Origin of the sequence: Cryobacterium sp. TMT2-15-1 (assembly GCF_004402345.1) — a bacterium.
Taxonomy (GTDB): Bacteria; Actinomycetota; Actinomycetes; order Actinomycetales; family Microbacteriaceae; genus Cryobacterium; species Cryobacterium sandaracinum.
The window spans coordinates 33,819-60,564 of record NZ_SOGD01000034.1; the positions used below are offsets into that span (position 1 = coordinate 33,819).

The 26,746-nt window shown below is 68.4% G+C and carries 26 protein-coding genes; 6 read left to right on the plus strand and 20 right to left on the minus strand.

The features are described from left to right. Positions 1-107: 107 nt before the first annotated feature. The 3 genes from metE to hflX form a co-directional block, all read right to left on the minus strand. Positions 108-2,450 carry a 5-methyltetrahydropteroyltriglutamate--homocysteine S-methyltransferase gene (gene metE, locus E3O62_RS09470; RefSeq protein ID WP_134394619.1) on the minus strand — a complete coding sequence of 781 codons (2,343 nt, stop codon included), beginning with the start codon at positions 2,448-2,450 and terminating at the stop codon, positions 108-110. After that, positions 2,447-3,442, minus strand: coding sequence for a methylenetetrahydrofolate reductase (locus E3O62_RS09475; protein WP_134398332.1), 996 nt, complete (start codon positions 3,440-3,442; stop codon positions 2,447-2,449). The genes metE and E3O62_RS09475 overlap by 4 nt, the downstream gene beginning before the upstream one ends. Before the next feature lie 215 nt (positions 3,443-3,657). Further along, on the minus strand, positions 3,658-5,196 hold the full coding sequence (hflX, locus tag E3O62_RS09480) for a GTPase HflX (protein WP_134394623.1): 1,539 nt from the start codon (positions 5,194-5,196) through the stop codon (positions 3,658-3,660). Between the two features lie 41 nt (positions 5,197-5,237). Here hflX and E3O62_RS09485 point away from each other — a divergent pair, with 41 nt between their 5' ends. Next, the gene (locus tag E3O62_RS09485; RefSeq protein WP_134394625.1) at positions 5,238-5,849 is read left to right on the plus strand and encodes a class I SAM-dependent methyltransferase; all 612 of its coding nucleotides are present in this window, start codon (positions 5,238-5,240) and stop codon (positions 5,847-5,849) included. A gap of 33 nt (positions 5,850-5,882) precedes the next feature. On the opposite strand, the gene dapF is transcribed toward E3O62_RS09485, so the two are convergent. The 13 genes from dapF to thyX form a co-directional block, all read right to left on the minus strand. After that, positions 5,883-6,764, minus strand: a complete 882-nt coding sequence (gene dapF, locus E3O62_RS09490) for a diaminopimelate epimerase (protein ID WP_134398333.1) — start codon at positions 6,762-6,764, stop codon at positions 5,883-5,885. Positions 6,765-6,774: 10 nt separating this feature from the next. After that, the gene (miaA, locus tag E3O62_RS09495; protein WP_241973404.1) at positions 6,775-7,764 is read right to left on the minus strand and encodes a tRNA (adenosine(37)-N6)-dimethylallyltransferase MiaA; all 990 of its coding nucleotides are present in this window, start codon (positions 7,762-7,764) and stop codon (positions 6,775-6,777) included. A gap of 4 nt (positions 7,765-7,768) precedes the next feature. Then, positions 7,769-9,472 carry a tRNA (N6-isopentenyl adenosine(37)-C2)-methylthiotransferase MiaB gene (gene miaB, locus E3O62_RS09500; protein ID WP_134398334.1) on the minus strand — a complete coding sequence of 568 codons (1,704 nt, stop codon included), beginning with the start codon at positions 9,470-9,472 and terminating at the stop codon, positions 7,769-7,771. Positions 9,473-9,533: 61 nt separating this feature from the next. After that, positions 9,534-10,331, minus strand: coding sequence for a regulatory protein RecX (locus E3O62_RS09505; RefSeq protein WP_134398335.1), 798 nt, complete (start codon positions 10,329-10,331; stop codon positions 9,534-9,536). A gap of 3 nt (positions 10,332-10,334) precedes the next feature. Further along, entirely contained in the window at positions 10,335-11,468 is a 1,134-nt protein-coding gene (gene recA, locus E3O62_RS09510) for a recombinase RecA (RefSeq protein ID WP_134394632.1), read from the minus strand. Between the two features lie 259 nt (positions 11,469-11,727). Continuing rightward, a complete protein-coding gene (locus E3O62_RS09515; protein ID WP_134398336.1) occupies positions 11,728-11,949 on the minus strand; it encodes a DUF3046 domain-containing protein in 222 nt (73 codons plus the stop codon). Positions 11,950-11,958: 9 nt separating this feature from the next. Continuing rightward, positions 11,959-12,264, minus strand: coding sequence for a helix-turn-helix domain-containing protein (locus E3O62_RS09520; protein ID WP_134394636.1), 306 nt, complete (start codon positions 12,262-12,264; stop codon positions 11,959-11,961). Between the two features lie 189 nt (positions 12,265-12,453). Then, positions 12,454-13,011, minus strand: coding sequence for a CinA family protein (locus E3O62_RS09525; RefSeq protein WP_370448904.1), 558 nt, complete (start codon positions 13,009-13,011; stop codon positions 12,454-12,456). Continuing rightward, positions 13,004-13,603 (minus strand): CDP-diacylglycerol--glycerol-3-phosphate 3-phosphatidyltransferase, encoded by a 600-nt coding sequence (gene pgsA, locus E3O62_RS09530; protein ID WP_134394637.1) that lies wholly within the window; start codon positions 13,601-13,603, stop codon positions 13,004-13,006. Before pgsA ends, E3O62_RS09525 begins: the two co-directional genes overlap by 8 nt. A gap of 3 nt (positions 13,604-13,606) precedes the next feature. Beyond that, positions 13,607-16,552: a DNA translocase FtsK gene (locus E3O62_RS09535; protein ID WP_134398337.1), complete on the minus strand. Its 2,946-nt coding sequence runs from the start codon at positions 16,550-16,552 to the stop codon at positions 13,607-13,609. A gap of 124 nt (positions 16,553-16,676) precedes the next feature. Continuing rightward, positions 16,677-18,320, minus strand: coding sequence for a ribonuclease J (locus E3O62_RS09540; protein WP_134398352.1), 1,644 nt, complete (start codon positions 18,318-18,320; stop codon positions 16,677-16,679). A gap of 61 nt (positions 18,321-18,381) precedes the next feature. Then, positions 18,382-19,359, minus strand: coding sequence for a 4-hydroxy-tetrahydrodipicolinate synthase (dapA, locus tag E3O62_RS09545; RefSeq protein ID WP_134394641.1), 978 nt, complete (start codon positions 19,357-19,359; stop codon positions 18,382-18,384). Positions 19,360-19,410: 51 nt separating this feature from the next. Continuing rightward, the gene (gene thyX / locus E3O62_RS09550) at positions 19,411-20,148 is read right to left on the minus strand and encodes an FAD-dependent thymidylate synthase (RefSeq protein ID WP_134394643.1); all 738 of its coding nucleotides are present in this window, start codon (positions 20,146-20,148) and stop codon (positions 19,411-19,413) included. Between the two features lie 78 nt (positions 20,149-20,226). On the opposite strand from thyX, the gene E3O62_RS09555 reads away from it, so the two are divergent. The 4 genes from E3O62_RS09555 to E3O62_RS09570 all read left to right on the plus strand — a co-directional run bounded on the left by E3O62_RS09555 (position 20,227) and on the right by E3O62_RS09570 (position 22,637). Then, complete coding sequence (locus E3O62_RS09555; RefSeq protein WP_134394644.1) at positions 20,227-20,700, plus strand: thioredoxin family protein; 474 nt, start codon at positions 20,227-20,229, stop codon at positions 20,698-20,700. Next, a complete protein-coding gene (locus E3O62_RS09560) occupies positions 20,681-21,205 on the plus strand; it encodes a DUF4395 domain-containing protein (RefSeq protein ID WP_134398338.1) in 525 nt (174 codons plus the stop codon). The genes E3O62_RS09555 and E3O62_RS09560 overlap by 20 nt, the downstream gene beginning before the upstream one ends. Positions 21,206-21,304: 99 nt before the next feature. Beyond that, entirely contained in the window at positions 21,305-21,730 is a 426-nt protein-coding gene (locus tag E3O62_RS09565; RefSeq protein ID WP_134375124.1) for an OsmC family peroxiredoxin, read from the plus strand. Positions 21,731-21,746: 16 nt separating this feature from the next. After that, the gene (locus tag E3O62_RS09570) at positions 21,747-22,637 is read left to right on the plus strand and encodes a TIGR01777 family oxidoreductase (RefSeq protein ID WP_134398339.1); all 891 of its coding nucleotides are present in this window, start codon (positions 21,747-21,749) and stop codon (positions 22,635-22,637) included. A gap of 123 nt (positions 22,638-22,760) precedes the next feature. On the opposite strand, the gene E3O62_RS09575 is transcribed toward E3O62_RS09570, so the two are convergent. Then, the gene (locus tag E3O62_RS09575) at positions 22,761-23,198 is read right to left on the minus strand and encodes a tetratricopeptide repeat protein (protein WP_134398340.1); all 438 of its coding nucleotides are present in this window, start codon (positions 23,196-23,198) and stop codon (positions 22,761-22,763) included. Then, positions 23,195-23,977, minus strand: a complete 783-nt coding sequence (gene dapB, locus E3O62_RS09580) for a 4-hydroxy-tetrahydrodipicolinate reductase (protein WP_134398341.1) — start codon at positions 23,975-23,977, stop codon at positions 23,195-23,197. Before dapB ends, E3O62_RS09575 begins: the two co-directional genes overlap by 4 nt. A 44-nt stretch (positions 23,978-24,021) precedes the next feature. On the opposite strand from dapB, the gene E3O62_RS09585 reads away from it, so the two are divergent. Continuing rightward, positions 24,022-24,588 carry a GNAT family N-acetyltransferase gene (locus tag E3O62_RS09585; RefSeq protein ID WP_134398342.1) on the plus strand — a complete coding sequence of 189 codons (567 nt, stop codon included), beginning with the start codon at positions 24,022-24,024 and terminating at the stop codon, positions 24,586-24,588. Here E3O62_RS09585 and E3O62_RS09590 read toward each other — a convergent pair. Next, entirely contained in the window at positions 24,585-25,187 is a 603-nt protein-coding gene (locus E3O62_RS09590) for a histidine phosphatase family protein (RefSeq protein ID WP_134394655.1), read from the minus strand. The two genes, E3O62_RS09585 and E3O62_RS09590, sit on opposite strands and share 4 nt — an antisense overlap. Positions 25,188-25,330: 143 nt before the next feature. Further along, on the minus strand, positions 25,331-26,686 hold the full coding sequence (locus tag E3O62_RS09595) for a pitrilysin family protein (protein ID WP_134394657.1): 1,356 nt from the start codon (positions 26,684-26,686) through the stop codon (positions 25,331-25,333). Positions 26,687-26,746: the final 60 nt, after the last annotated feature.

The following is a 26,746-nucleotide window of genomic DNA, read 5'->3' on the forward strand; positions in this document are numbered from 1 at the left end:
GTTTCGGTCGGGCCTTATGGGCCGGGTCTTGTGGGCCGGGTCTTGTGGGCCGGGCACGAACACTGGTTTTGGTGTCGTGCCCGGCTTTTGTGTGGGTGGAGGCAGGGTCAGGCGGAAACGGAGGAGGTCAGGCGGGCGCGGAGGATGCGGGTCGCAGCGAGCATGTTGTGCAGGGACTGGACGGTTTCGGCGTAGCCGCGGGTTTTGAGGCCGCAGTCGGGGTTCACCCAGAGCCGGATGGCCGGGATGGCCGCCGCGGCGCGCTCGAGCAGGTCGGTGAGTTCGGCCACGCTCGGCACACGCGGCGAGTGGATGTCCCACACTCCCGGGCCGATACCGTGGTCGAAGCCCTGGGACCGGATATCGCCCACCACCTCCATGCGAGAGCGTGCCGCCTCGATGCTGGTCACATCCGCGTCCAGGTTGCGGATCGCGTCGATGACCACCCCGAACTCCGAGTAGCAGAGGTGGGTGTGGATCTGGGTGGCCGCGGCCGCACCGGCCGTCGCCAGGCGGAAGGACCCCACCGACCAGTCGAGGTATTCCGCCTGGTCCTTCTGCTTCAGCGGCAGCAGCTCCCGCAGCGCGGGCTCGTCGACCTGGACGATCTGAATGCCGGCCGTCTCCAGGTCGGCGATCTCGTCCCGCAGGGCCAGGGCCACCTGCCTGGCCGTCTCGCCGAGCGGCTGGTCGTCGCGCACGAACGACCACGCGAGGATCGTGACCGGACCGGTGAGCATCCCCTTGACGGGCTTGGGCGTCAGACCCTGCGTGAACGCTGACCACTCGACCGTGATGGGCCGCGGTCGGGACACGTCACCCCAGAGGATCGACGGGCGCACGCACCGGCTGCCGTAGGACTGCACCCAACCGTTCTCGGTGACCGCGAATCCGTCAAGGTTCTCGGCGAAGTACTGCACCATGTCGTTGCGTTCCGGCTCCCCGTGCACGATCACGTCGAGGCCGATGTCCTCCTGCAGCGCGACGACGCGACGGATTTCGGCGCGCATCAGGTCCCGGTAGTCCGCGGTGCTCAGCACCCCCCGTACCAGCTGCGCTCTGGCCCGACGGATGTCCCCGGTCTGCGGGAAGGATCCGATCGTGGTTGTCGGCAGGAACGGCAGCCCGAGGGCAATCTCCTGGGCTGCCACTCGGGCTGCGTAGGCGTCCCGGGTGAAGTCGCCCGAAGTGAGCGCGTCGGCGCGAACCCGAACGGCGCCATCGCGGACTCCGGGAGCCACCCTCCGCGCGTCGAGGGCCGCGGACGCCGCAGAGAGGTCGGTCTCGATGGCACGGCGACCCAGACTGAGGCCGCGGGCGAGTGTGGCAACCTGCGCGACCTTCTGGTCCGCAAAGGCGAGCCAGCTCTTCAGGTCGTCGTCCAGCGCCGATTCGTCGTCGATGTCGTGGGGAACGTGCAGCAGCGAGGTTGAGGTGGAAACTGAGATCCGCGGCGAGAGGCGGACCAGGCCGGCCGCCGTGTCGAAGGCGGCGGCCAGGTCGCCGCGCCAGATATTGTGGCCGTCAATGATGCCGGCTACGAGAGTTGTCGTGTCCAGTCCGGGGGTCTCCGCCGGCACGCTTCCCCGCACGAGGTCGAGTCCGATGGCTTCCACCGGGGTGATGGCAAGAACGGGTAGGGCGTCGTCGAGGCTGCCGTACGGCGCGGCGACGAACAATGCGGGGCGCTCGGCGAGGGCGCCGAGGGTGTTGTAGGCGAAGCGGAGGCCGGCGAGGGCATCCGTTCTCGGGGTGTCGATGCTCTCACTGACCAGGGCAGGCTCGTCGAGCTGCACCCATTCGGCTCCGGCGGCGCGCAGCCGCTGCAGGAGGGCGGCGTAGACCGGCACAAGGTCGTCGAGGCGGTCAAGCGGACTGAATCCGGTCGGGGCCTCGTTGCTGGGCTTGCTCAGCAGCAGGAAGGTGACCGGGCCGACGATGACGGGCCGGGTCAGGAATCCGGCCGCCTTCGCCTCCTCGAACTCGCGCACCAGCCGGGTGCCGGCGAGGGTGAACTCGGTCTCGGGGCCGATCTCCGGCACCAGGTAGTGGTAGTTGGTGTCGAACCATTTGGTCATCTCCAGCGGCGGATGCTCACCTTCGCCGCGGGCGAGGGTGAAGTAGCCGGCCAGGTCGAGGTGGCCGTCCTCGCCCCGGAGATGCGCGAACCGGGCGGGGACGGCGCCCACCGTGCACAGGGCATCCAACATCTGGTCGTAGTAGGAGAACGATTCCGGGATGGACGAGTCGTCCCGGCCGAGTCCTAGCTGCACGAGGCGCTCTCGGGTGCCCTGGCGCAGGACGGCCGCGGTCGCCTCGAGCTCGTCGGCGCTGACCGATCCGGCCCAGAACGCTTCGACGGCCTTCTTCAGTTGGCGGCGCGGCCCGATGCGCGGGTAGCCCAGGATGGTGCCGGCGGGAAAGTCGGGAAACGTGGAAGAGTTGGTCATGGGTTCTCCTTGACGGGGTGAGGGGCAGGCAGTGCGGACGATGGCAGGGTGGGGGTGAGCAGACCGCAGCCGTCGAGCACGGCGAGCACGGTCTCGTGCTGGTTGAAGGCGTAGAGGTGCAGCCCGGGGGCACCGCCGGCGATGAGTTCCCGGGCAAGTTCGGTGGCCTGACGGATGCCGATCTCACGTTGGCCTTCCTTCGTCGGCTCCACCTCGAGCGCGATCGCCAGCTCGGACGGCAGTTCCTCGCCGGACAACTCGAGGATGCGGCGCAGGCGGGCCGGGCTCGTGACCGGCATGATCCCGGGCAGGATCGGGAATTCGACCCCGGCGGCACGGGCTCGCAGGATGAAGCTGAGGTAGTGGTCGGCGTGAAAGAAGAGTTGCGTGATCGCCAGGTTGGCGCCGGCGGCCTGCTTGGCCAGCAGCGTGTCGATGTCCTGGGTGGCGGACCGGGAGCGCGGGTGGCCGTTCGGGAAGGCGGCCACGGCGATGCGTACCTTCTCCCGTTCCCGCTTGATTGTGCGGGCGGCAGGGAGTCCCGGGATCACGGCCTCGCGGTACGGCACCCGTTCGGCCTGCACCCGGTGGATCAGCTGCACCAGTTCCGCGGCGCTGCCCAGGTCGCCGAGGAAGGCCTCACCCTCCCGAATGCCTTCCGGCGGGTCGCCTCGCAGGGCCAGGAAGCTCCGCACCCCGGCGTCCAGAAACTCCCGGATCAGCTGACTGGCTTCCGCGTTGGACGAGCCCACGCAGGTGAGGTGGGCCAGCGGGTCCACGGTGGTGGTGCGCAGGATGTGGGTGAGCACGTCCAGGGAGGAGCGCCGGGAGGAGCCGTTCGCACCGTAGGTGACCGCGATGAATTCCGGGCCGGCCGCGGCCAGCCGCTCGATGGTGGCGTGCAGCACGGAGGTGGCGGCATCCGATGTGGGCGGATACAACTCGAATGAGAACGGGATCTTCCGGCACGCAGGGTCCGAGGTGTGGGGCATTGCTCCTCATTCGACAGTTGCCAGTGTCAGGCACTGGGGGCCGGGCGGCCGCGGACCGCCCGGCAAGCCAGGCGGGCGTTCGCGGGCGGGTGCCGGGCTCGGCTGTCGCTCCATGCCGCCGGCCAGGAGACCGGAGGCAACGATTGAGAAGACTCTAACAAGCACCCCCGATGCCCGGCAGGTCCGTGACCGAATATGTCGTCAGCCGGAGGCGGTCAGCCGGTGACGGCCGGCGGCACGGCGAACGGCTCGAACAGCGACCGGATCTCATCAGTCACCAGAGCCGTAACCCGGGTGCCGGTCTCGGCGTATACGGTGGACAGCACCGTGCCCTGATCGTGCAGCACCGCGATCAGGTCGCCCCGCTCGTAGGGGACGAGTAACTCGAGCCTGATCGACGGCCGCGGCAGCAGGTCCGAGATGGTCGCGAGCAGTTCCTCGATGCCCTCGCCGGTGCGGGCCGAGACGAAAATGCCCTTCGGCCAGAGTCCGCGCAGCACGAGCCCGTCATCATCGCTGATCAGGTCGCTCTTGTTGAAGACGACGACCTCCGGGATCTCCCGGGCACCGACCTCGGCGATGACCTCGCGCACTGTGGCAAGCTGGCTCGCCGGGTCAGGATGCGAGCCGTCGACGACGTGCACGATCACGTTGGCGTCGGCGACCTCCTCGAGGGTGGACCGGAACGCCTCCACCAGCTGGTGGGGCAGGTTCCGCACGAACCCGACGGTGTCCGTCAGCGTGTAGAGCAGCCCGTCGGCCGTCGTGGACTTGCGCACCGTGGCGTCCAGGGTGGCGAACAGGGAGTTCTCGACGAGTACGCCGGCCCGGGTGATGCGGTTGAGCAGGCTCGACTTGCCGGCGTTGGTGTAACCGACGATGGCGACGGATGGCACGGCGTTGCGCTTGCGGTTGGCCCGCTTGGCCTCGCGGGCGGGTTTCATCTCGAGGATCTGCTTGCGGAGGCGAGACATCCGGGTGTGGATGCGCCGGCGGTCCAGCTCGATCTTGGTCTCACCGGGGCCGCGCGAACCCATGCCTGCACCGGCGCCGCCCACCTGGCCTCCGGCCTGGCGGGACATCGAGTCGCCCCAGCCGCGCAGGCGGGGAAGCAGGTATTCGAGCTGGGCGAGTTCGACCTGGGCCTTTCCCTCGCGGCTCTTGGCGTGCTGACTGAAGATGTCGAGGATCACGGCGGTGCGGTCGATGACCTTCACCTTGACGACGTCCTCGAGTGCGCGCCGCTGGCTGGGCGCCAGCTCGGTGTCGGCGATGACGGTGTCGGCGCCCATCGCCTTGACGATGCCGGCCACCTCTTCGGCCTTGCCCTTGCCGAGGTAGGTGCTGGCGTCCGGCTTCGCCCGGCGCTGCATGAGGCCGTCGAGAACGGTGGCGCCGGCGGTCTCGGCCAGAGCGGCGAGTTCGCGCATGGAGTTCTCGGCGTCCGCGACGGTCCCGTGCGTGTACAGGCCGATCAGAACAACGTTCTCCAGCCGGAGCTGGCGGTACTCGACCTCGGTGACGTCCTCGAGTTCGGTGGAGAGGCTGGGCACGCGGCGCAGCGCGTTGCGGTCCTCGCGGTCCTGCTGCACTCCGTCGTGACCCTCGTCGTCGTGCGACGGGCCGGATTCGGCCTGCAAAGCCTGCGCCGAGCCGCTGCGGAACAGCGAATAGCCGGCAGCCTTGCTGTCAGCGCTGGCAAGAACGCGGGCGACCACGTCGTCGGTGTCGTCGGGCAGATGTGACTCAGTCATTCCTTTAACAATAGTTCCTCGATGCACGGTAAGTTCCCTCTATGCCTTCCGACCACTACTTCACCCCGGCACCCGACAGCACCCTGAAACTCCGCCAGGTGACCGTTCGATTGGGAGGCCAAGAACGCGAGCTGACCACAGCCAATTCGGTCTTCAGCCCGGAGCACATCGACACCGGTACCCAGGTGCTCTTGAACAACGCGCCGACTCCGCCGCCCGGCGGCGATTTCCTCGACCTGGGCTGCGGCTGGGGTCCGATCAGCCTGCACTTGGCCCTCGCCTCACCCCGCGCCACGATCTGGGCCGTCGACGTCAACGAGCGGGCGCTCGACCTGGTGCGGCTGAACGCGCAGAAGCTCGGCCTCACCAACATCACCGCGGTGCTGCCCGATCAGATGCCCGCCCACGTGACGTTCCGCACCATCTGGTCGAATCCCCCGATCCGGGTCGGCAAAACCGAACTGCACACCATGCTGCGTACCTGGCTGCCGCGCCTGGAGCCGGGTTCGGATGCCTGGCTCGTCGTGCAGCGCAACCTCGGCTCCGACTCCCTGCAGCGCTGGCTCGACGGCGACCTGCCCGCCGAATTCAGCACCTCACGGCACTCCATCAGCAAGGGTTTCCGGGTCCTGCGGGTGAAACGCCAGGACTAGGCCGCGTCGCGGCCCATCGCCTCGAGCGAGTACTCAGCCGAGGCGGAAGACGCCGTCGTACACGAGTTCCGCCGGACCCGACAGTGAGACGTGTTCGCCGTCCTCGGTCGGGAACATGCGCACGCCGAGCGTGCCGCCGGTGACCTCGACCTGCCACTGGTTCGGGGCACCCGCGCCGGCCCAGTGCCGGGTGGCGAGGGCCGCCGCGGCCGCCCCCGTACCGCAGGAGAGTGTTTCGCCGCTGCCGCGCTCGTGCACGCGCATCCGGATGCGGCCGACACCGTTCACGACGAGCGGATCGCCCGGTAGCACGAGCTCGATGTTCGCCCCGGCCGCCGGGTCAGGGTCGAGCTGCGGCACGAAGGTGAGGTCGACGCCTGCGAGCTCGTCGTCGTCGGCCAGGGCCACGACCACGTGCGGGTTACCCACGTTGATGCCGAGACCGGGGCGGGCCACGGGCAGGTCCTTCGCCCGAACGAGCGGTTCACCGCCGTCGAGGCGCCACCGGCCGAGGTCGACCTGGTAGCCGGTTGCGCCGCGCTGAACGTCGCGCACTCCCCCGCGGGTGCCGATGCAGAGCGTGTCGCCGCAGTCGAGCGTGGTCAGGCCCTGCTCCACCAGGAAGCGGGTGTAGACGCGGATGCCGTTGCCGCACATCTCGGACACCGTGCCGTCGGCGTTCCAGTAGTCCATGAACCATTCGGCCGCATCGTCCTCAGCGAGGGCGATCGCGCCGGCGGCCAGGCTCGTGGAGCGCACCGCGCGGATGATGCCGTCGGCACCGATGCCGAATCGGCGGTCGCAGATGGCCCGGATCTGGCTCGGGGTGAGGTCGATCTGCCCGTCGGGATCAGAGAAAAGCACGAAGTCGTTCCCGGTGCCGTGGCCCTTGGTGAAGTTCAGATCAATACCCATGCCGTCCAGTTTAGGAGGCCGGATCGATCGCCCAGTGCTCGGCCGGCTGCTCCGGGTCGGCCAGGCGGGTCAGCGCCCGGTCAACCCGATCCGGCGCGTCGAAGTCGATCCAGTGGGTGTGCGGGGAACGCTTGAACCAGCTCACCTGCCGTCTCGCGTACCGGCGGGTGAACTGCTGCGTCTCCTGGATGGCCTCCGCCCGGCTGAGGCTGCCCGTCAGCTGCCCAAGGGCCTGGGCGTAGCCGATGGCCCGGCTGGCCGTGACACCGGTCTCGATTCCACTCGGGATCAGCCCGCGCACCTCCTCGACGAGTCCGCGGGCCCACATGCCCTCCACCCGGGCGTCGAGGCGGGGGGTGAGCTCGGCACGCTGGGCGCGGAGTCCCACTGTGACCGCGGGCATCCAGTAGACCGGCTCGTCGGGCAGGGCGGCGGTGTGCGGCCCCCCGGTCAGCTCCACGACCTCGAGGGCGCGCACGAGGCGCCGACCGTTGCCGGCGCCGATGCGGGCGGCGGCGACGGGGTCCACGGCCTTCAACCGGGTGTACAGGGCGCCGGGCCCCTGCTCGGTCAGCTCGGCTTCGAGTCGGGCGCGCAGCACGGCATCCGTGCCGGGGAACTGGAAGTCGTAGACCACGGCGGACACGTAGAGCCCGGAGCCGCCGACCAGGATGGGCACGTTGCCGCGCGCCACGATGTCGGTGATCGCGGCGCGGGCCTCCGTCTGGTAACGGGCGACGGTGGCGTCGTCGGTGACCGAAAGCACGTCGAGCAGGTGGTGCGGGATGCCGCGGCGCTCCAGCACGGTGAGCTTGGCGGTGCCGATGTCCATGCCGCGGTACAGCTGCATGGCGTCGGCGTTGACGATCTCCGCCCCCCGACCGGTCTCAGCCAGGCGTTCGGCGAGGTCGAGCGAGAGGTCGGACTTGCCGGTGCCGGTGGGTCCGACGACAACGATCAGTGTCGGGTCGGTGCCGGTCACCGGGTTCGGGCCGGGCACCTGCCTAGCGCTCCCCGTCGGTGACGTCGTAGATCGGCGTGGTGCTGGAACTGGTCACCGCGGGCGAGCCCACGGCTCGGTCGGGTAGGCGCAGGGTCGGCAGGCCGAGGGAGACCGAGCCAGACCCGCCGGCGACTCCGCCGTGACTGGGCACGCCGCAGGACTCGACTTCGAGGCGGTCCCAGGCGTCGCCGGCGATGGTGCGCCGGATGCGCAGCGGAGCCCCGTCGACGGAGTCGGCGATCAGGTGGAAGGGGGCCGCCTGGGTGACCGTGACGGTCACGAGGTCGCCCGGACGGGGCAGTTCCGAGCCCTCCGGCACGTCGAAGTGCACGAGCCGGCTGTCAAGGGCGCGGCCGCTGAGTCGACGGGTGTCGGCGTCCTTGCGGCCCTCGCCGTTGGCGACGAGCAGTTCGACCTCGCGACCGACCACGGCCTGGTTCTCCTCCCAGGAGATGCGCTCCTGCAGGGCGGCGAGGCGCTCGTAACGATCCTGGACGATCTCCTTGGGGACCTGGTCGGGCAGCGTCGCGGCGGGGGTCCCGGGCCGGATGGAGTACTGGAAGGTGAAGGCGGTGGCGAACCGGGCCAGCTCCACGACCCTCAGGGTCTCCTGGAAGTCCTCCTCGGTCTCGCCGGGGAAGCCGACGATGACGTCCGTGCTGATGGCCGCGTGCGGCATCTGCGCTCGGACGCGGTCGAGGATGCCGAGGAATCGCGCCGAACGGTAGGAGCGGCGCATGGCCTTGAGGATACGGTCCGAGCCGGACTGCAACGGCATGTGCAACTGCGGCATGACCGACGGCGTCTCGGCCATGGCGTCGATCACGTCATCGGTGAAAGCAGCCGGGTGCGGGCTGGTGAAACGGATGCGTTCCAGCCCCTCGATCTTGCCGGCCGCGCGCAGCAGTTTGCCGAAGGCGAGACGGTCGCCGAACTCAACCCCGTAGGAGTTGACGTTTTGGCCGAGCAGGGTGACCTCGATTGCCCCGTCGTCGACGAGGGCCTGGATTTCGGCGAGGATCTCGCCGGGACGGCGGTCCTTCTCCTTACCGCGCAGCGCGGGCACGATGCAGAACGTGCAGGTGTTGTTGCAGCCGACGGAGATGGAGACCCAGCCGCTGTAGCTCGAATCGCGCTTCGTGGGCAGGGTCGAGGGGAAGGTCTCGAGGGAGTCGAGGATTTCGAGCTGGGCCTCGCCGTTGTGCCGCGCACGCTCGAGCATGCTCGGCAGTGACCCCATGTTGTGCGTCCCGAAGACGACGTCGACCCAGGGTGCCTTCTTGAGGATGACATCCTTGTCTTTCTGGGCCAGGCACCCGCCGACGGCGATCTGCATGCCGTCGTGGCGGCGCTTGACCGAGGCCAGCTGCCCCAGGTTGCCGTAGAGCTTGTTGTCGGCGTTCTCGCGCACGGCACACGTGTTGAGCACGACGATGTCGGCTTCCTCCCCGTCGGCCGTCACGTAGCCGGCCGCTTCGAGCGACCCGCTGAGCCGTTCGGAGTCGTGCACGTTCATCTGGCAGCCGAAGGTGCGCACCTCGTAGGTGCGGGCCCGGCCCGCAGCGTCGTGCGAGGCCTGGCTTGGAGCAATCAGAGTCGGCGCGCTCAGGGCCGAGGTGCGCAGGGCCGAGGTGCGCAGGGCCGACTGCTGCGGGTCCAGCGTCTCGGCGCTGGAGAATGGGGGCGTAGCGGTGCTGCTGGTCATAGTGGGTACCAGCTTACGCGTGGCACCTCCGAAACCGGGCCGGGTTGCCCCGACCCGCTCCCTACTGGAACCGCACCCGCGATGGCGAACCACCGCGGGAGGCAAGGGCGGCCTTCACCGCCACGCGCACGATGGACGAGGAATAGCCCTTGCGCATCAGGAACGCGTTGAGTCGACGGTCGATGGTCTGGTCGTCGAGCCGCCCGAGCTGCCCCACCCGCTTGACGGCTATTTCGATGGCCCGTTCCGTCTCGTCGTCGGGCATTTCGTCGAGCTTTTCCAGGATGAGGTCCTGATCGAGCCCGCGGCGGCGCATCTCCGCCTGCACGCCGGAGCGTCCCAGGCCTTTACGCTCGTGGTGGCTGTGCACGATCTGATCGGCGAGGCGGCCCTCGTCGATGTAGGACAACTCGATGAAGCGCTCGATGATCTCTTCGATCTCGTGCTCAGCGACCTCCGTACCGCCAAGAATTGTGCGGGCCTCGGCCGCCGACAGGGACCGGCCGCGCAGCCGCTGGCGCAGCACCCCTTCGGCGTGCTCGCGATCGACGGCGGCCCGGGAAGCCACTCCCTCGGGGGTGTCGTCCCCGTCGTCGGCACCGTCGTCGGCACCGGCACCGACACCGGCACCGGCACCGGCACCGGCACCGGCACCGGCACCGGCAACGCTGTCGACTGCGGGGCCGCTCGATGCCGCCGGACCACCGTCGCCGAGATACGAGACGGGCGCCAGTCGTTCGTCGGCGATCGGCGCCGCCTCGAGCTCAACCGGCCGGATCGCGGCGGTGCCGCGGGCCGCGCTCTTGCGACGTGCCGCACTCAGCGACGCGACCTCGTCGGCCGGCTCGAAGTGGACCATGCGCTACGCCCCCTTGCGGGCGGCGAGCTTGGCCTGGAGGGACTCCGCCTTGGCGGCTGCGGCCTCCTTGGCTGCGGCTGCGGTGACCAGGGCGGCTGCGGCGTCGATTGCGGCCTGAGCCTTCTTGGCGGCCGCACCCTCGGGGCTGATCCCGAGCTTGAAGAGGATCTTGTTCTCGATCTCGTTGGCCATCTCCGCTTCGCGCAGCAGGAAGTTGCGCGAGTTCTCCTTGCCCTGGCCCAGCTGGTCGCCGTCGTAGGTGTACCAGGCGCCGGACTTCTTGACGATGCCGTGCTCGACACCGAAGTCGATCAGGCTGCCTTCCCGGGAGATGCCGATGCCGTAGATGATGTCGAATTCCGCCTGCTTGAAGGGCGGTGCCATCTTGTTCTTGACGACCTTGACCCGCGTGCGGTTACCGACGGCCTCGGTGCCGTCTTTCAGGGTCTCGATACGGCGGATGTCGAGGCGCACCGACGCGTAGAACTTGAGCGCCTTGCCCCCGGCGGTGGTCTCGGGGCTGCCGAAGAAGACCCCGATCTTCTCGCGCAACTGGTTGATGAAGATCATGGTGGTGTTGGTCTGACTGAGGCCACCGGTGAGCTTGCGCAGGGCCTGGGACATCAGACGGGCCTGCAGGCCCACGTGCGAGTCACCCATCTCGCCCTCGATCTCGGCGCGGGGAACCAGCGCGGCGACGGAGTCGATCACGATCAGGTCGATGGATCCGCTTCGCACGAGCATGTCGGCGATTTCCAGCGCCTGCTCACCCGTATCGGGCTGGGAGACGAGGAGCGCGTCGATGTCGACTCCGAGCTTGCGGGCGTACTCAGGGTCCAGAGCGTGCTCGGCGTCGATGAAGGCGGCGATGCCGCCGTTCTTCTGCGCGTTCGCGATGGCGTGCAGGGTGAGCGTGGTCTTTCCCGACGATTCCGGACCGTAGATCTCCACGATGCGACCTCGGGGCAGGCCACCTATGCCGAGGGCCACGTCCAGCGCGATCGACCCCGTGGAGATCGTCTCGACGGGGGCGCGCTCGTCGCTGCCCAAACGCATGATCGAACCCTTGCCGAACTGGCGGTCGATTGCTGCGAGAGCGGTGTCAAGCGCTTTTTCGCGATCTGCTGATGATGCCATGAGGGGTCTCCTTCGGTCGTGCATTTCGGCGCCTATAGGCTGTTGCGTTTGGCTACCGGGAAGACCCCGACACCCGCTTTCAACAAGGCATGTGCTCTCTGTCGCTGACACAAACCGACTGTACGCGGCACGTCCGACAGAGCCGGGAACGGGGAGCGGCAGTGGATAAGCCGTCTTCGACTCCTGCTGTGGAGGAGCATATCAAAATGCGAACACGCATTCGAGAATTCCCCGAAATCCGGCGCGTGTCGAGCGAAACCTAGCTGCGGGCGGCGGGGAGGCCCGCACCGTGCCAACGGGCCTTCGGGACATCCGTCTCGGCGCAGAGGGCCAGCCAGACGTCGCGCGCCGAAGCACCGCCGGCCAGAGCCTGGTCGGCGGTGCAGCCAAACGGGGTCAGGATGAGATCGCGAGTGAGAACGCGGCCGTAGCCATCGCCGAACTCGTCGCTCAGAGCCTGACGGAACTCACTGAGTCGCATGGGATGGAACTAGCGCACCATCATGTCGTCGTAGGTGGCCACGAGCTCGTCGGGCACAGTGTCGGGGAACCTGTCGATTCCCTCGATGATGGCCAGTCGGTCGCCGACTTCCCGCATGATGACCGAGATCGGGGTCTCCAACGCTTCTGCAACGGAAGCCAGAATCTCGGAAGACGCTTCTTTCTGGCCACGCTCCACTTCGCTCAGATACCCAAGGGCCACGCTGGCCCTGCTGGCTACCTGACGGAGTGTGCGCCCTTTCTGCAGGCGGAAGTCCCTGAGCACATCGCCGATTTCCTGTCGAACAAGAATCATCGGAACCTCCTTCTCGTACTGATTATGTGTTGCTTATCGAGTACCGTTTGATACTTCTGGCGCCCACTCAACCGGGTGGTTTCGTGTGTTGGATCGCAAGAGTACTACAACCTTGAACACCCTGACACTACCGATATCGACTGGGCTTTTCTTGTGAATACGCTCGTTGTAACCACGGAATTCGGGGAACTATTCCACCGCGTCACGGGCTAACAGCTGCCACACAGCTTCGATGGCCGCGGCCACGGAGGCTGCTCGAATGAGAGCACGGTCTCCGTGCAGCCGGAGCGGGATGACCGATATTTCTCCTCTACGAGCCAGCCCGAGGAACACCGTCCCCGGCTCGTGGCCGCCCTGGCCGTCCGGCCCTGCCACGCCCGTCGTGGCGATGCCGATGTCGGCGGGCCGGCCGTCGACGGCGAGGCGCGTACGCACGCCCTCTGCCATCTGCAGGGCAACCTGCGGGTGCACCGCACCGTGCTCCTCGAGCAGAGCCGCGTCGACGCCGAGGAGGGTGTGCTTGAGCGCACTCTGGTACGCCACCACTCCCCCGTTGACGACGACGGATGCGCCGGGGATGCGGACGAGTTCGGCTGTCAGCGCCCCGCCGGTAAGGGACTCGGCCACGGCGATAGTGAGGCCGCGGCGGCTGAGTTCGGCGATGAGGCGCGCGGTGGCATCCGTCGCTCCGGGTGTGTCAGCGGGTGACAGGCTCTCGGCGAATGCCGGGGGAATCGGATCAGCCACGGTCGTGCTGGAGCCGGTTCTCGCGCCGCGCCGCCACGAGGTAGTCGAAGCCGGTGACGACGGTAACGATGAGGGCGAGGGCCATGGCCGTCCAGTTGACCCAGTAGATCCAGTCGCCCAGTAGCAGCCAGAGGGGCACGAGGGCGAGCGAGATCGCCACGGACTGCAACACGGTCTTGAGCTTGCCCCCCCGTGAGGCCGGGATGACCCGGTCCTTCAGCATGACGAACCGGAACACCGTGATGCCGACTTCGCGCACGAGGATGACGATGGTCACCCACCACCACAGCTCGCCGAGGAGGGAGAGGCAGACCAGGGCTCCGCCGGTGAGCACCTTGTCGGCGATCGGATCGAGGATCTTGCCCAGGTCGGTGACCAGGTTGCGCCGGCGGGCGATGGCCCCGTCGATCCCGTCGGTGGCGATGGCCACGATGAACAGGGCGGCCGCCCACCAGCGCAGCGCGCCGTCCTGGCCGGCGTCGGCGAGGAGCAGATAGATGAACACCGGCGCGAGCAGGATGCGCACGATCGTGATCAGATTCGGGAGATTCCAGTTGCTGGGCCGTACGACCGGCGTGGATGGTGTGGCCATGGGTCAGTCCCTGTCGGTCAGTTGCCAGGCGTCTTCATCGGGAGATGCGTCTTCTTCAAGGTACCCCTCCGACATTTTGGCGACCGGGTCGTCGGCGTAGCGCGGATCGGGCGGGCCGGGCGTGTGCTGGGCCGCGGACTGGTGAGCCGCGGCGGCCTGAGCGGTGGCCGTGGCGGCGTGGTGTTCGGCGTCGGAGCCGCGCAGCAGGGCCAGCACGCCGGGCAGCTGCTCCACGGAGACGAGCACGTCGCGCGCCTTCGATCCCTCGGAGGGACCGACGATTTCGCGGGACTCGAGCAGGTCCATCAGGCGACCCGCCTTGGCGAAGCCGACCCGGAGCTTGCGCTGCAGCATCGAGGTGGACCCGAACTGGGTCGACACGACCAGTTCCGCCGCGGCGAGGAGCACCTCGAGGTCGTCTCCGATGTCGGAGTCGATCTCTTTGCGGGGGGCGACCATGGAGACATCCGGCCGGTAGTCGGGGCGGGCCTGCAGAGTGACGTGCTTGACGACGCGTTCGATCTCGGCCTCGTTCACCCAGGCCCCCTGCACGCGGATGGCCTTGGAGGCTCCCATCGGCAGGAACAGGGCGTCGCCCTGCCCGATCAGCTTGTCGGCGCCCGGCTGGTCGAGGATGACCCGGGAATCGGTGACGCTGGTCACGGCGAAGGCGAGGCGGGAGGGCACGTTGGCCTTGATCAGGCCCGTGACGACGTCGACGCTGGGGCGCTGGGTGGCGAGCACGAGATGGATGCCCGAAGCGCGGGCCAGCTGGGTGATGCGCACGATCGAGTCTTCGACGTCGCGCGGTGCGACCATCATCAGGTCGGCGAGCTCGTCGACGACGACCAGGAGGTAGGGGTACGGCTTGAGGCTGCGCAGGCTGCCGGCGGGCAGCACGATCTCGTTGTTGACGACGGCCTTGTTGAAGTCGTCGATGTGGCGGAATCCGAAGCTGGCCAGATCGTCGTATCGCATATCCATCTCTTTCACCACCCACTGCAGCGCCTCGGCGGCCTTTTTCGGGCTGGTGATGATGGGGGTGATCAGGTGAGGGACCCCGGCGTAGGCGGCCAGTTCGACCCGCTTCGGGTCGATCAGCACCATGCGCACGTCGCTCGGCTTGGCCCGCATGAGCAGGCTCGTAATCATGGAGTTGACGAAGCTGGACTTGCCGGAACCAGTGGAACCGGCGACCAGGAGGTGAGGCATCTTGGCGAGGTTGGCGAGCACGAAGCCGCCGCCGACGTCTTTCCCGACGCCGATGGTCATCGGGTGGGTGCTGTTCGAGGCCGCCGGGGAGCGGAGCACGTCACCGAGGGTGACGATTTCGCGGTCGGTGTTGGGGATCTCGATGCCGATCGCGCTCTTGCCCGGGATCGGCGACAGGATGCGCACCTCGTTGGAGGCGACGGCGTAGGAGAGGTTTTTGCTCAGCGCGGTGACGCGCTCCACCTTGACTCCGGGGCCGAGCTGGATCTCGTACTGGGTGACGGTGGGGCCGCGGGAGAACCCGGTCACCTTCGCGTCGACCTGGAACTGGCTCAGCACCTCGGTGATGGACTTGACGATCTCGTCGTTGGCCGCCGAGCGGGCCTTGGCCGGCGGGCCCTTGGTGAGGGTCGTGTCCGAGGGCAGCAGGTAGGGCGCGGCGGGCTGGTCTGATGCCGGCGGAATCGGGGCCGGTACCAGCGACAGGGGCGTGTCGGTGGAACCGACGGCCCCACCGGCCGCGGCCGGGTCGAGGGCGTCGAATCCTGATCCGGTCAATCCGGGAAGAACCTCGGTCAGGCCCGTCTGGTCGTCGGCCTGGAGCCCGGTCGAGGAGCCGTGCGGCAGGTCGATCGCGCCCGTGAAGCGTTTGAGGGCGTCTTCGGCTCGGAGCAGGTCTTCGAGCACCTCGGTGCCGTAATGGTCCTGGTTGGGACCCGGGGTCGTCGGCGTCGTCTCCAGCGCGGTGTCGAAGCTGCCTCGTTTGTCGCCGCCGAGCAGGGTGCGCAGCGGGTCGGCGCCGTGCGGGCCGGCGGCGCTCGGATCGTCGGCGGGGGTACCGGCACCGTTCGGGCCGAGCGGCCCGCCGAAGTCAGGGTCCTCCTCGCGCTTACTCGTGTTGCGCCGCCACCAGGGCAGCGCTCCGGCATCTGCGTCGTCGTCGTCGACCCCGTCCAGTTCGACCTGAACGGCCTTCTCATGCTTCGCTTCCCGGGCGGCGGCGCGCTCCTCGGGATCGGGGAGCTGGGCCCCGAACAGCCAGGCATAGAGCTCCCGGCTGCGTTCACCGATGCGGTTGGGCGGGGTCTTGGTGATGATGAAGAGGCTCAGGGCGAGAAGCAGGATGACGACGATGGTGGCACCGATCGCCGTGGTCAGGTAGATCAGGGGGGCAGCGATCATCCAGCCGATGACGCCGCCGGCCAGTGCGAGGGTCTCCATGCCGTCGCTGGGGGCAGGCTGGCCACCGAAGATGTGGCAGAGCCCCGACACCGAAACGAGCAGCACGGATAGTCCGATGCCGATGCGGCCGTTGTCGTGCACCGAACTGGGTTTGCGGAACAGCCAGACGGAGAAGAGCAGCATGATCACGGGCAGGGCGAACGCGACGCGGCCGAACAGGCCGCCGAAGGTCCAGGCGTCGAGGGTCTGGGCGACCGCGTTGTTGATCAGGAACCACTCGATCACGGCGCCGGCGACCGACAGCAGCACGAGGAAGAAGGGCAGGCCGTCGCGGCGTTCTTCTTTGGAAAGCTTCTCCGGGCCGAGCGCCCGGGCGGCCCCGCCGGTCACGTGGGCCAGGGCCATCCACGACCGCACGAACAGGCTCGGCTTGACCTCGACCGCGGTGAACTTGACCGTCTTCTGAGCGGCAGTGCGGGCTGCGGGCTTGCGCGCCGGGGTGCCGCGCGCAGGCGTGCTGCGGGCGCGACCGTTCGACTTAGTGCTCGTAGCCATGCACCTACGGTACTTCGATCCCCCGACATTGGGGCTTAGGCACGCCACAACGCCTGCGGGCGGCGATCAGTGACTGCGACATCAGGGGCGGGCGGACGCGCGGCATCCGTCGCCCTCGGCGGGATCAGGCCTCGATCACCAGGGGGACGATCATCGGGCGGCGGCGGAAGGCGGTATTCACCCAGCGGCCGACCGTGCGGCGCACGATCTGCTGCAGCGCGAACGGGTCGCGCACCCCGTGCTCGGCGGCTTCCGCCAGGGCCGCCTCGATTTTCGGGCGCACGGCGTCGAACACGGAGGCGTCTTCGGCGAAGCCCTTCGCGTGGATCTCCGGCCCGACGATCACCCTGCCGGTGGCGGCGTCGACCACGATGATGATCGAAATGAATCCCTCCTCGGCGAGGGTGCGGCGGTCCTTGAGGTCGGCCTCGGTGATCTCGCCGACGGTGGAGCCGTCGACGTAGACGTAGCCGAGGTCCAGCTGGCCGACCTTGGTGGCCACACCGTCCTTGAGGTCAATGACCGTGCCGTCTTCGGCCAGGAGCACGTTCGCCTCCGGCACGCCGGTCTGCACCGCGAGCTTGGCATTGGCGACCAGGTGCCGGTATTCGCCGTGCACAGGCAGCACGTTCTTCGGTTTCAGGATGTTGTAGCAGTAGGTCAGTTCCCCGGCGGCGGCGTGCCCGGAGACGTGCACCTTCGCGTTGCCCTTATGAACGACCGTGGCGCCGAGCTTGGTCAGGCCGTCGATGATGCGGTAGACCGCGTTCTCGTTGCCGGGGATCAGGCTGGAGGCCAGGATGACGGTGTCGCCGGGGCCGACCTCGATCTGGTGGTCCTGGTTCACCATCCGGCTGAGCACGGCCATCGGCTCACCCTGTGAGCCCGTCGACATGTAGACGATCTTGTCACCCGCGATGTTGCCGGCCTTCTTGAAGTCCACCAGCACGCCCTCCGGCACCCGCAGGTGGCCGAGGTCCGCGGCGATGGTCATGTTGCGCACCATCGAGCGGCCCAGGAGCGCGACCCGGCGTCCGTTCGCGTGGGCGGCGTCGAGTACCTGCTGCACCCGGTGCACGTGGCTGGAGAAGCTGGCCACGATCACCCGCCGCGGAGCCCGGGCGATGACATCGTCGAGCACGGGGCCGATGGAGCGTTCCGTGGGGGTGAAGCCGGGGACATCCGCGTTGGTGGAATCGACCAGGAACAGGTCGACGCCCTCGGTGCCGAGGCGCGCGAATTCGCGCAGGTCGGTGAGGCGGTCATCGAGCGGCAGTTGGTCCATCTTGAAGTCGCCGGTGTGCAGCACCGTGCCGCCGACGGTCTTGATGGCCACGGCCAGGGCGTCGGGGATGGAGTGGTTCACGGCGACGAATTCGAGGTTGAACGGGCCGAGCCGTTCCTTCTGGCCTTCCCGGACCTGCAGCGTGTACGGGGTGATCTTATGTTCCTTGAGCTTCGCCTCGATGAAGGCGAGGGTCAGGCCCGAACCGATCAGCGGGATGTCCGCGCGCAGCTTCAAGAGGTAGGGGACGGCACCGATGTGGTCCTCGTGGCCGTGCGTGAGCACGACCGCGAGGATGTCGTCGAGGCGGTCCCGGATGGGGCTGAAGTCGGGCAGGATCAGGTCGACGCCCGGCTGGTGCTCCTCGGGGAACAGCACCCCGCAGTCGACGATCAGCAGCTTGCCGTCGATCTCGAACGTGGTCATGTTGCGGCCGATTTCGCCAAGGCCACCGATCGGCGTGATGCGGAGGGTTCCCGCCATGAGCGGGGCCGGGTCGTACACATCGATGGGCACAGGCCCTCCTCGGGGTTCGGTGGGGCGGTTAGCGTGTCGTTCCGGCGACCTTCGGCAGGGCGCCGCCGGCCGCGGCATTGCGGTCCGGGCGGAAGTTGGAGAAGTCGACCCCGGGGATGTTCTTGACCAGGTCTATTTCGTCTTCGATCTGGGCGGCTTCCCACTCCTCCGGGCCGACGAGGGGCAGGCGCACGCGCGGGCTGTTGATTCGGCCGAGGCCGTGCAGGATGTACTTGACCGCGACCGTACCCGGAACGTGCGTCATGCAGGCCCGCACCAGCGGTTCGAGCTGCTGGTGCGCGGCGGTGGCCGCCTTCAGGTCTCCCGCATTCACGGCGTCGACCATCTGGCGATACGGGGTCGCGGCGATGTTCGCCGTGACCCCGATCAGGCCGGTCGCCCCGATCGACAGGTGCGGCAGAACGTTGGGGTCGTCGCCGGAGAAGTACATCAGGTCGGTCTGGTTGAGCACGCGGCTGACCTGGGCCAGGTCACCCTTGGCGTCTTTGACGGCGAGGATGTTCGGGTGCTTCGCGGCCCGTAGGATCGTCTTGTATTCGATCGGGATACCGGTGCGTCCGGGGATGTCGTAGAGGATCACGGGCAGATCCGTGGCATCCGCGATCATGCGGAAGTGGGTGAGCACGCCGGCCTGGGTGGGCTTGTTGTAGTACGGGGTGACGATCATGTTGCCGTCGGCGCCCGCCTTCTCGCTCTGCTTGGCAAGCTGCATGGCGTGGGCGGTCTCGTTGGACCCGCCGCCGGTGATGATCTTCGCGCGTCCGCCGGAGATATCCCTGCCGACCTCGACCAGGCGGATCTTCTCCGCGTCGGTGAGGGTAGACGTCTCACCGGTGGTGCCGGTGACGACGATGCCGTCCGCTCCGGCGTTGATGACGTCGTCGATGTGCTGGGCCACGCCCGCCCAGTCGACTTCGCCGTCGGCGGTGAAGGGAGTCACCAGGGCAACGAGGACCTGGCCGAAGGGATTCTGAGACATAGACACGAGGGACAGGCTACCGGTCAGCGTGGGGCCCCGCACCGCCGCGGCGTCACGTTACGGGGCGACGCGACCGTTCTTGTTGAAAGCGGCGTAGGTAAGCGGCATCAAGGCCGCGAACTGGTCTTCCATCTTCTCGGCGCACATCTCGATCTCGCGCTGCGGGAACGACGGGAAGTGGGTTCCCTCGCGCTTGGTGCGCAGACTGAGAAAGTTCATCAGCGACCGGGCGTTCATGGTCACGTACATCGAGGAGAAGATGTTGAGCGGCAACACGATGCGGGCAACCTCGCGGGCCACGCCGGCTTCGAGCATCCGTTGATACGACGCGTAGGCGTGCGCGGAGGCCTCGCGGGTCAGCTGGTCGACCAGCGCGGCCTGCTCGGCCGTGCCGGGCAGGAAGTCGTAGGCGCCGGGCTTGCCGACCTGCACGAGGTTGCGGGTCGGGGCCGGAACGTAGAAGACCGGGTTCAGCTCGCGGTAGCGGCCCGATTCCTCGTTATAGGAGGCGATGCGGTGCCGCATGAACTCGCGGAACACGAAGATCGGCGCCTGCACGTAAAAGGTCATCGAGTTGTGCTCGAACGGCGAGCCGTGGCGGTCGCGCATGAGGTAGTTGATCAGCCCGGCGTCACCCGTGCTCGCGGCGTCGCCGTCCGATTCCTCGAGCAGGGCCTTGGTCAGGGTCTGCTCCCCCTGAGTCGACACCCGTGCGGCGAACAGCACATCGGAGTCGTGGGCGCTCGCGCGCACCAGTTCGACGGTTACATCGGAGCGGAACTCAATTTCAGACACGGCTAAACGATACCTGCTGCACGCGTAACCTGTCGTCACACGGACCCGCCCGGTCCGAGATCCTTGTATCGTCGCAGCATGAGTCCGATCTCCGCCCTGATTCTCGTGCTGGTTCTCGTCTCGGGCGCCACCGTGCTGGGCCTCGTCTGGCGGTCCCGCCAGGGGCGCCCCATCGTGGTCGCCCCGGCGGCTCCGGAAGCGCTCGGTGTGCCGGACGCGCTCACGCCGGCGGATGTCAGCAGCCGGGTTCCGTTCGGGGCGAACGCCACGCTCGTGCAGTTCTCCACCAGTCACTGCACCCGCTGCCCCGGCACCCAGGTGCTCCTCGCCGGCCTGGCCCGGTCCCGTCCCGGCGTCGCGCACCTGGACGTCGACCTGACCCACCGCCGCGACCTCGCGAACCGGTTCGGGATCCTGCAAACCCCGACCACACTGATCCTCGATGGAACCGGTCAGGTGCGCGCCCGGATCGGCGGCGTTCCGAACCGGGCCGGCGTCCTCCGGCAACTCGACGACCTCACCGGGAGCAGCCATGCCCAGCTCGCCCGCTGAACCCCGGCCGCAGCCCTCCGCGCGCCGGGTCCGCCCGGATCGCCCGGACCTCGACCCGCGCGGACCACGCTTCGGCGCCGCGATCACGGCCGTTCTGCTCCTGGTGGTGGTGTTCCTGTCGCTGACCGGGGCATCCGTCGCCGCCTTCGTCCTCCTCACGATTCTCTCGGCCCTCTTTGCCTGGGGTTCCTTCGCCGGCGCCGGGCGGCACCCGTACGGCGTGCTGTTCAAGACCGTCGTGCGGCCGCGGCTCGGCCCGCCCGTCGCACTGGAGAAATCGGCCGCGCCGACGTTTGCGCAGGGGGTAGGGCTGCTGGTCACCGTGACCGGCGTGCTGCTCGGTCTGGCCGGGCTGACGCCCGCTGTGGGCGTCGCTGCCGCCGTCGCATTCGTCGCGGCGTTCCTGAACGCCGTGTTCGATTACTGCCTCGGCTGCCAGCTGTACCTGCTCCTGGTGCGTGCCGGCATCCTCGGACGCGGGCCGACGGCCGTGGCCGGGAGCTGATGGCTGCCGCGGCTTCATCCCTGATCATTGGCTGAGAGTGAACCCCCTGTGGGCCGAGGCGACAGTTAGGCTGAAGCTTCACTTTCAGGAGGCAACACCATGGCACTCACCAGCGAAGCAACAACTGTCTGGACCGGCGATCTGAAGTCCGGCAGCGGTACCGTCACCCTCGACTCCTCCAAGACCGCCGAGTTCCCGGTCACCTGGCAGGCCCGGTCCGTCGGCACCCCGAACACCACCAACCCGGAAGAGCTTCTCGGAGCCGCCCACGCGGCCTGCTTCTCGATGGCCCTGGCCAACGGCCTCAGCGCCGGCGGACACACCCCCGACAGCATCCAGACCACCGCGGCCGTCACCTTCGAAGCCGGCGTCGGCGTGGTGGGCAGCCACCTCCTGGTCAGCGCCAAGATCCCCGGCCTGACCGAAGAGGAGTTCGCGGTCTACGCCGAGGACGCCAAGGCCAATTGCCCGATTTCGAAGGCGCTCGCGGGCATCCCGATCACCATCGAAGCCGAGCTGGCGTAGGCGCGGCCCGCACACAATGCGAGTTCTCGTCTCCGGCGCGTCCGGACTGATCGGCACCGAGCTGAGCGCACAGTTGCGCGCGGCCGGCCACACCGTGGCCCACCTGGTGCGCCGCGATCCGCGCGGGGCCGACGAATTCCGCTGGGACCCGGCCGCGCTGAGACTGGACAAGGGCGCCCTCGACGGCGTCGACGCCGTGATCAACCTGTCGGGGGCTTCCATCGCCCGTTTGCCATGGACGAAGGCCTATCGCCGGGAGATCCGTGACTCGAGGGTGCAGGCCACACGCACGCTGACGGATGCCATGGGCCGGCAGGCGACACCGCCGGCCGTGCTGCTCAATGCGTCGGCTGTGGGCATCTACGGCGACCGTCCGAGTGAGGTACTCACCGAAAACTCCCCGGCCGGCAACGATTTTCTGGCGAAGGTCACCCGAGACTGGGAGGCCGAGGCCGAACGTGCGCCGGAGTCGACCCGTGTCGTCACCCTCCGCACCGGGCTGGTCATCGCCCGCGGCGGCGCCCTGAAGCCGCTTCTGCCGATCGTCAAGCTCGGCCTGGGCGGCCCGCTCGGCCGTGGCACCCAGCACTGGCCGTGGATCAGCCTGCACGATGAGGCCGCGGCCGTCGTGCACCTGCTCACCTCGACGCTGTCGGGTCCGGTCAACCTGGTCGGCCCTACACCGGCCACCGCGAACGACGTCATCCGGGCCGTCTCGGCCGGGCTGCACCGCCCGTTCCTGGTGCCGGTGCCGGAATTCGTGCTGACGCTCGCACTGCAGGATGCCGCTCGCGCACTGCTGCTCGCCGACCAGCAGATCGTGCCGGAGAAGCTGCACACAGACGGTTTCGTCTTCACCCACACGACCGCGGCCGAGGCCGTGGCCTGGATGCTCAGCCGCCCGTAGTTCTGACCGTTCGCGGCCGTGGACGGCCGAGGCGCCACCCCTTTAGCGCGCGGTGATGGATGCGGGTGAGCTGGTTCGAGGGCCGGGTCACCGGGTTTCGGCGGGCTCACGCACCGGCGGAGGCTAGAAGCGCTCGAGGGCGATCGCGGTACGGATGGCGCCGCGGGCGCGGCGGCGGTCCCCCGAGGAGTTGTAGGCCAGGCCGAGCCTGAACCAGGCGCGCCAGTCGTCGGGGGCGGCATCGACGGCCGCCTTGTAGATCGGGAATTCGGCGTCGGCCTCGTCCCGCATGGGGCGTCCGCTCGGCCGGATCGGCAGTTCTTCGACGGGGAGTCCGCCCTCGGCCTCCAGTCGGCGCACGAGCCGCTCGGAGTTGCGCCCGAACTGGAGTTCGGCGACCAGCGCCCAGACTCCGACCAACGGGAGTACGAGAAGCGCCACCCCGATCACGATGCCGATGATTTCGCCGCTCTGCAGGAACAACACCGCTCGCCAGCCGACGAGGACCAGGTAGAACACCAGCAGCAGGGCCATCAGGCCGGCGGCAAGCCGGCCCTTCATTCGGCGGCCTCACCCGGGTGGGCAGTCGTGACCGTCGTGGGCGCACCCAGTCCGAGATCGATGATCTGGTCGAGCCCGACTGTGACGCCGACGGCCGTGCGCGTGGCCGCCAGGGCCAGCAGGATGCCACGTTCGTAGGATGCGGCCGACAGGGTGTTGTGGCTGATCGTGAGGGTCTCCCCCGCACCGCCGAAGAACACGTCCTGGCGGGCGAGCATGCCGTCGAGGCGCAGGCTGTGCACGGGGATGCTCGACACCTGCTGGCCACGGGCGCGCTGGTCGGTGTGCGGCGCCGACACCGGCCCGATTTCGGCCCTGGCCCGCCCGATCAGTTCGGCTGTGCGCACGGCCGTGCCCGACGGAGAGTCCACCTTGCCGGCCCGGTGGGCCTCGACGATCTCGATCGAGTCGAAGAAGCGGGCGACGAGCACCGACAGGCCGGTCGCGATGACCGACCCCATCGAGAAGTTGGGGATGATGACGACGCCGATCCCATTCTGCCCGGCGAGGCGGGCGGAGAGGGCGTCGATGCGGTACTGCGACCAGCCGGAGGTGCCCACGAGCACGCGCAGGCCGTGGTCCACCGCGAAGTCGACCACGCTTTGACTGACCCCGGGCAGGGTCAGATCGATCACGATCTCCGCGCCGATCATCTCGGACAGGTCGCTCTTCGAGTTCAGGCCGGCGACGAGATCGTACTCCTCGGACTGCTCGACGAGACCCGAGACCAGGCGGCCCATCGTTCCCGATACGCCGACGATGGCCACCCGTGTTTTCATGGGTCCAATCTATCAATCGCGGGGCATCGAGTTAGCCTTGGGCCATGCCTGACACTCCCGCCCTTGCCTTCACCGCCGTGTCGGTGACGGATTCCGGCTCCATCGTGCTGCTCACCCAGTACTTCAGCGATCGGGAGTCGGGCTTCCCGGCCGCGCAGGGCCGGTACCGCACCACGTTCCCCGATCCGGTCCAGTTCCTGCCGCCGTCCGGGGTGTTCCTGTTGGTCAGCGAGGAAATGGGACCGGCCGAACGTGCGTTTGTGGGGTGTGGCGGCATCCGTCGTCTCGACGATTCCCCGGCCGGAACTGTGCGGTTCGAGATCAAACATCTCTGGCTACAGCCGCAGGTGCGGGGGCGCGGCTGGGGGCAGTCGCTGCTGACCGAGCTCGAACGACGCGCCCGGGGGTTCGGCGCCGACGACGTCGTGCTCGACACCAACGCGAGCCTGACCGCGGCCGGAGCGCTCTACGCGCGGTCGGGCTACGAGTCCGTCGCGCCGTATAACGACAACCCGAATGCCACGACCTGGTATCACAAGAGCCTCACCCGGAAGACGGACAAAGCCGGGCCAGCCGAGAATCGGCCGCCCGGAATCCGCCTATCCACCTAGAACAGGAGCGGGTCCGGCAGACCGGTGCGCAGCTCCACGGGGAGGTGCCCGGTGTCGTTGTGGGTCAGTAACGTCCAGGGGCGGCCCGGTTTTTGGTGCAGCACGGTGAGGCCGCAGTTCGCCTGGTTGATGCTGATCCACCGCCAGTCCGGGGCGCCGAGCACCTCCCGAACGAACCAGGCGATGACGAAGTTGTGGGTGATCAGCAGGTCGTGGCGTTCGCCGCGGCGTGGCTGGAGGAACTCGGCCACGGCGTCGCCCATCTGCGCGCTGCCGGCCTCGATGTCGGCCTCGGTGACCCCACCGAAGAACGGCGCATAGGCCGACGGCGTCTCCGGCGCCCTGCCGGAGGGGATGCAGTCGAAGAGCAGCGGGCTGGGCACCGAGGTCAGGGCCGGCAGTCGCTGCGCGATGATTTTCGCCGTGTCGGCAGCGCGCTGCAGCGGGGAATGCCAGGCGTCCGTGAACGGCACGCCGCCGAGACGCTCGGCGATCAGCTGAGCCTGCCGGGTGCCGCGCGCGGACAGAGGCCCGTCGGGCATGCCGTGCTCGGCATCCTGCTGTTCACCGTGACGAACGAGGTAAATGTAATGGTGCAAGGGGATCTCTCTCAGTCAGGAGCGCACATCAGCGTGTGGCCCCGGCTTTGGGTCTCGGTGGTTCTGGGCATTCAGCATCCGGGCACTGAGTTTTTGGACTCCGAGTTTTCTGGGCTCCGAGTTTCTGGGCCCGACAGTTTTGCTCAGGAGGGCACTGCGGTCGGCAGGATCCCGGCGAAGACGTCGTCGTCGAGCGCGCCGACCGCGGAGATGGAGAGCGAGCCGGCGGCCAGCTCGGCGGCGAGGTTCTGGACGTCGTCGGCCGTGACGCGCGCGAGCCGGCGGAGGGCCTCGTCGAGGTCGATGAACTCGCCGAGGGTGATCTCGGCGCGGCCCAACCGGGACATCCGGGTATCGGAGTCTTCCAGGGCGAGAGCGGATGCGCCGGACAACTGGCCCGCGGCCCGCGTCATCTCGTCGGCCGTGACGCCGTGGTCGGCGAGTCGGTGCAGCTCGCCCAGCATCAGCTCGGCCACCTGGCCGGACTTCGCCGGGGTGCAGCCCGCGTACATGCCGAACAGTCCCGCATCCGAGTAGCCGGGCGCGAAGGAGTAGACCGAGTAGGCCAGACCGCGCTTCTCGCGGATCTCCTGGAACAGGCGCGAGGACATGCCCCCGCCGAAGATCGAGGTGAGCACGCTCATGGTGACGCGCCGATCGTCGGTGGCCAGGAGGCCGGGGAAGCCCATCAGGATGTTCGCCTGTTCGAGCGGGCGGCGCACGATGGTGACCGCATCACCCTGGCTGAGCGCGGCAGGGGCACCGGCCCGGCGGCCGACCGGGGGCGCGACAACGCTGAGGTCCCAGCCGGCGAGGGCGAGGGACCGGGTGACTGCGGCGACCAGCACGTCGTGGTCGACCGCGCCGGCCACGGTGACGACCAGGTCCTGCGGGCGGTAGTTCGCCCGGTAGTGTTCCAGAACGGCGGCGTGCGTGGCCGCACGGATCGTGTCGGGACTACCGCCGATCGGGCGCCCGAGCGCGTGATCGCCCATGACCGCCTCGAAGAAGCGCTCGTTGGCGACGTCGGCCGGGTCGTCGTCGGCCATGGCCAGCTCTTCGAGGATGACGCCCCGCTCGTTCTCGAACTCAACCGGGTCGAGCAGTGACGACGTGAGCATGTCGGTGAGCACCTCGACCGCCATCGGCAGGTCTCGGTCTTGCACCTTGGCGTAGTAGCAGGTGTATTCCTTGGCCGTCATCGCGTTGTGCTCACCGCCGACCGAGTCGAAGGCGATCGCGATGTCGAGGGCGGTGCGCTTGGCGGTGCCCTTGAACAGGAGGTGTTCCAGAAAGTGGGTGGACCCGAAGTGGCCGGGCTCCTCGTCGCGGGAGCCGACCGCGACCCAGTAGCCGATGGTCAGGCTGCGGCTGCCGGGAACGTGTTCCGACACGATGCGCACACCGCTCGGCAACACGCTGCGGCGCACCAGGGAATCACCTGCCGCGCGAAACGAGAGTTCGGGCAGATCCAGAGAGAATTCGACGGCACCGTTCATGACTAGACCACCTTACGTCACGGCGCCGGCACGGCCCGGGTGCCGGCACCGGTGTTCGGC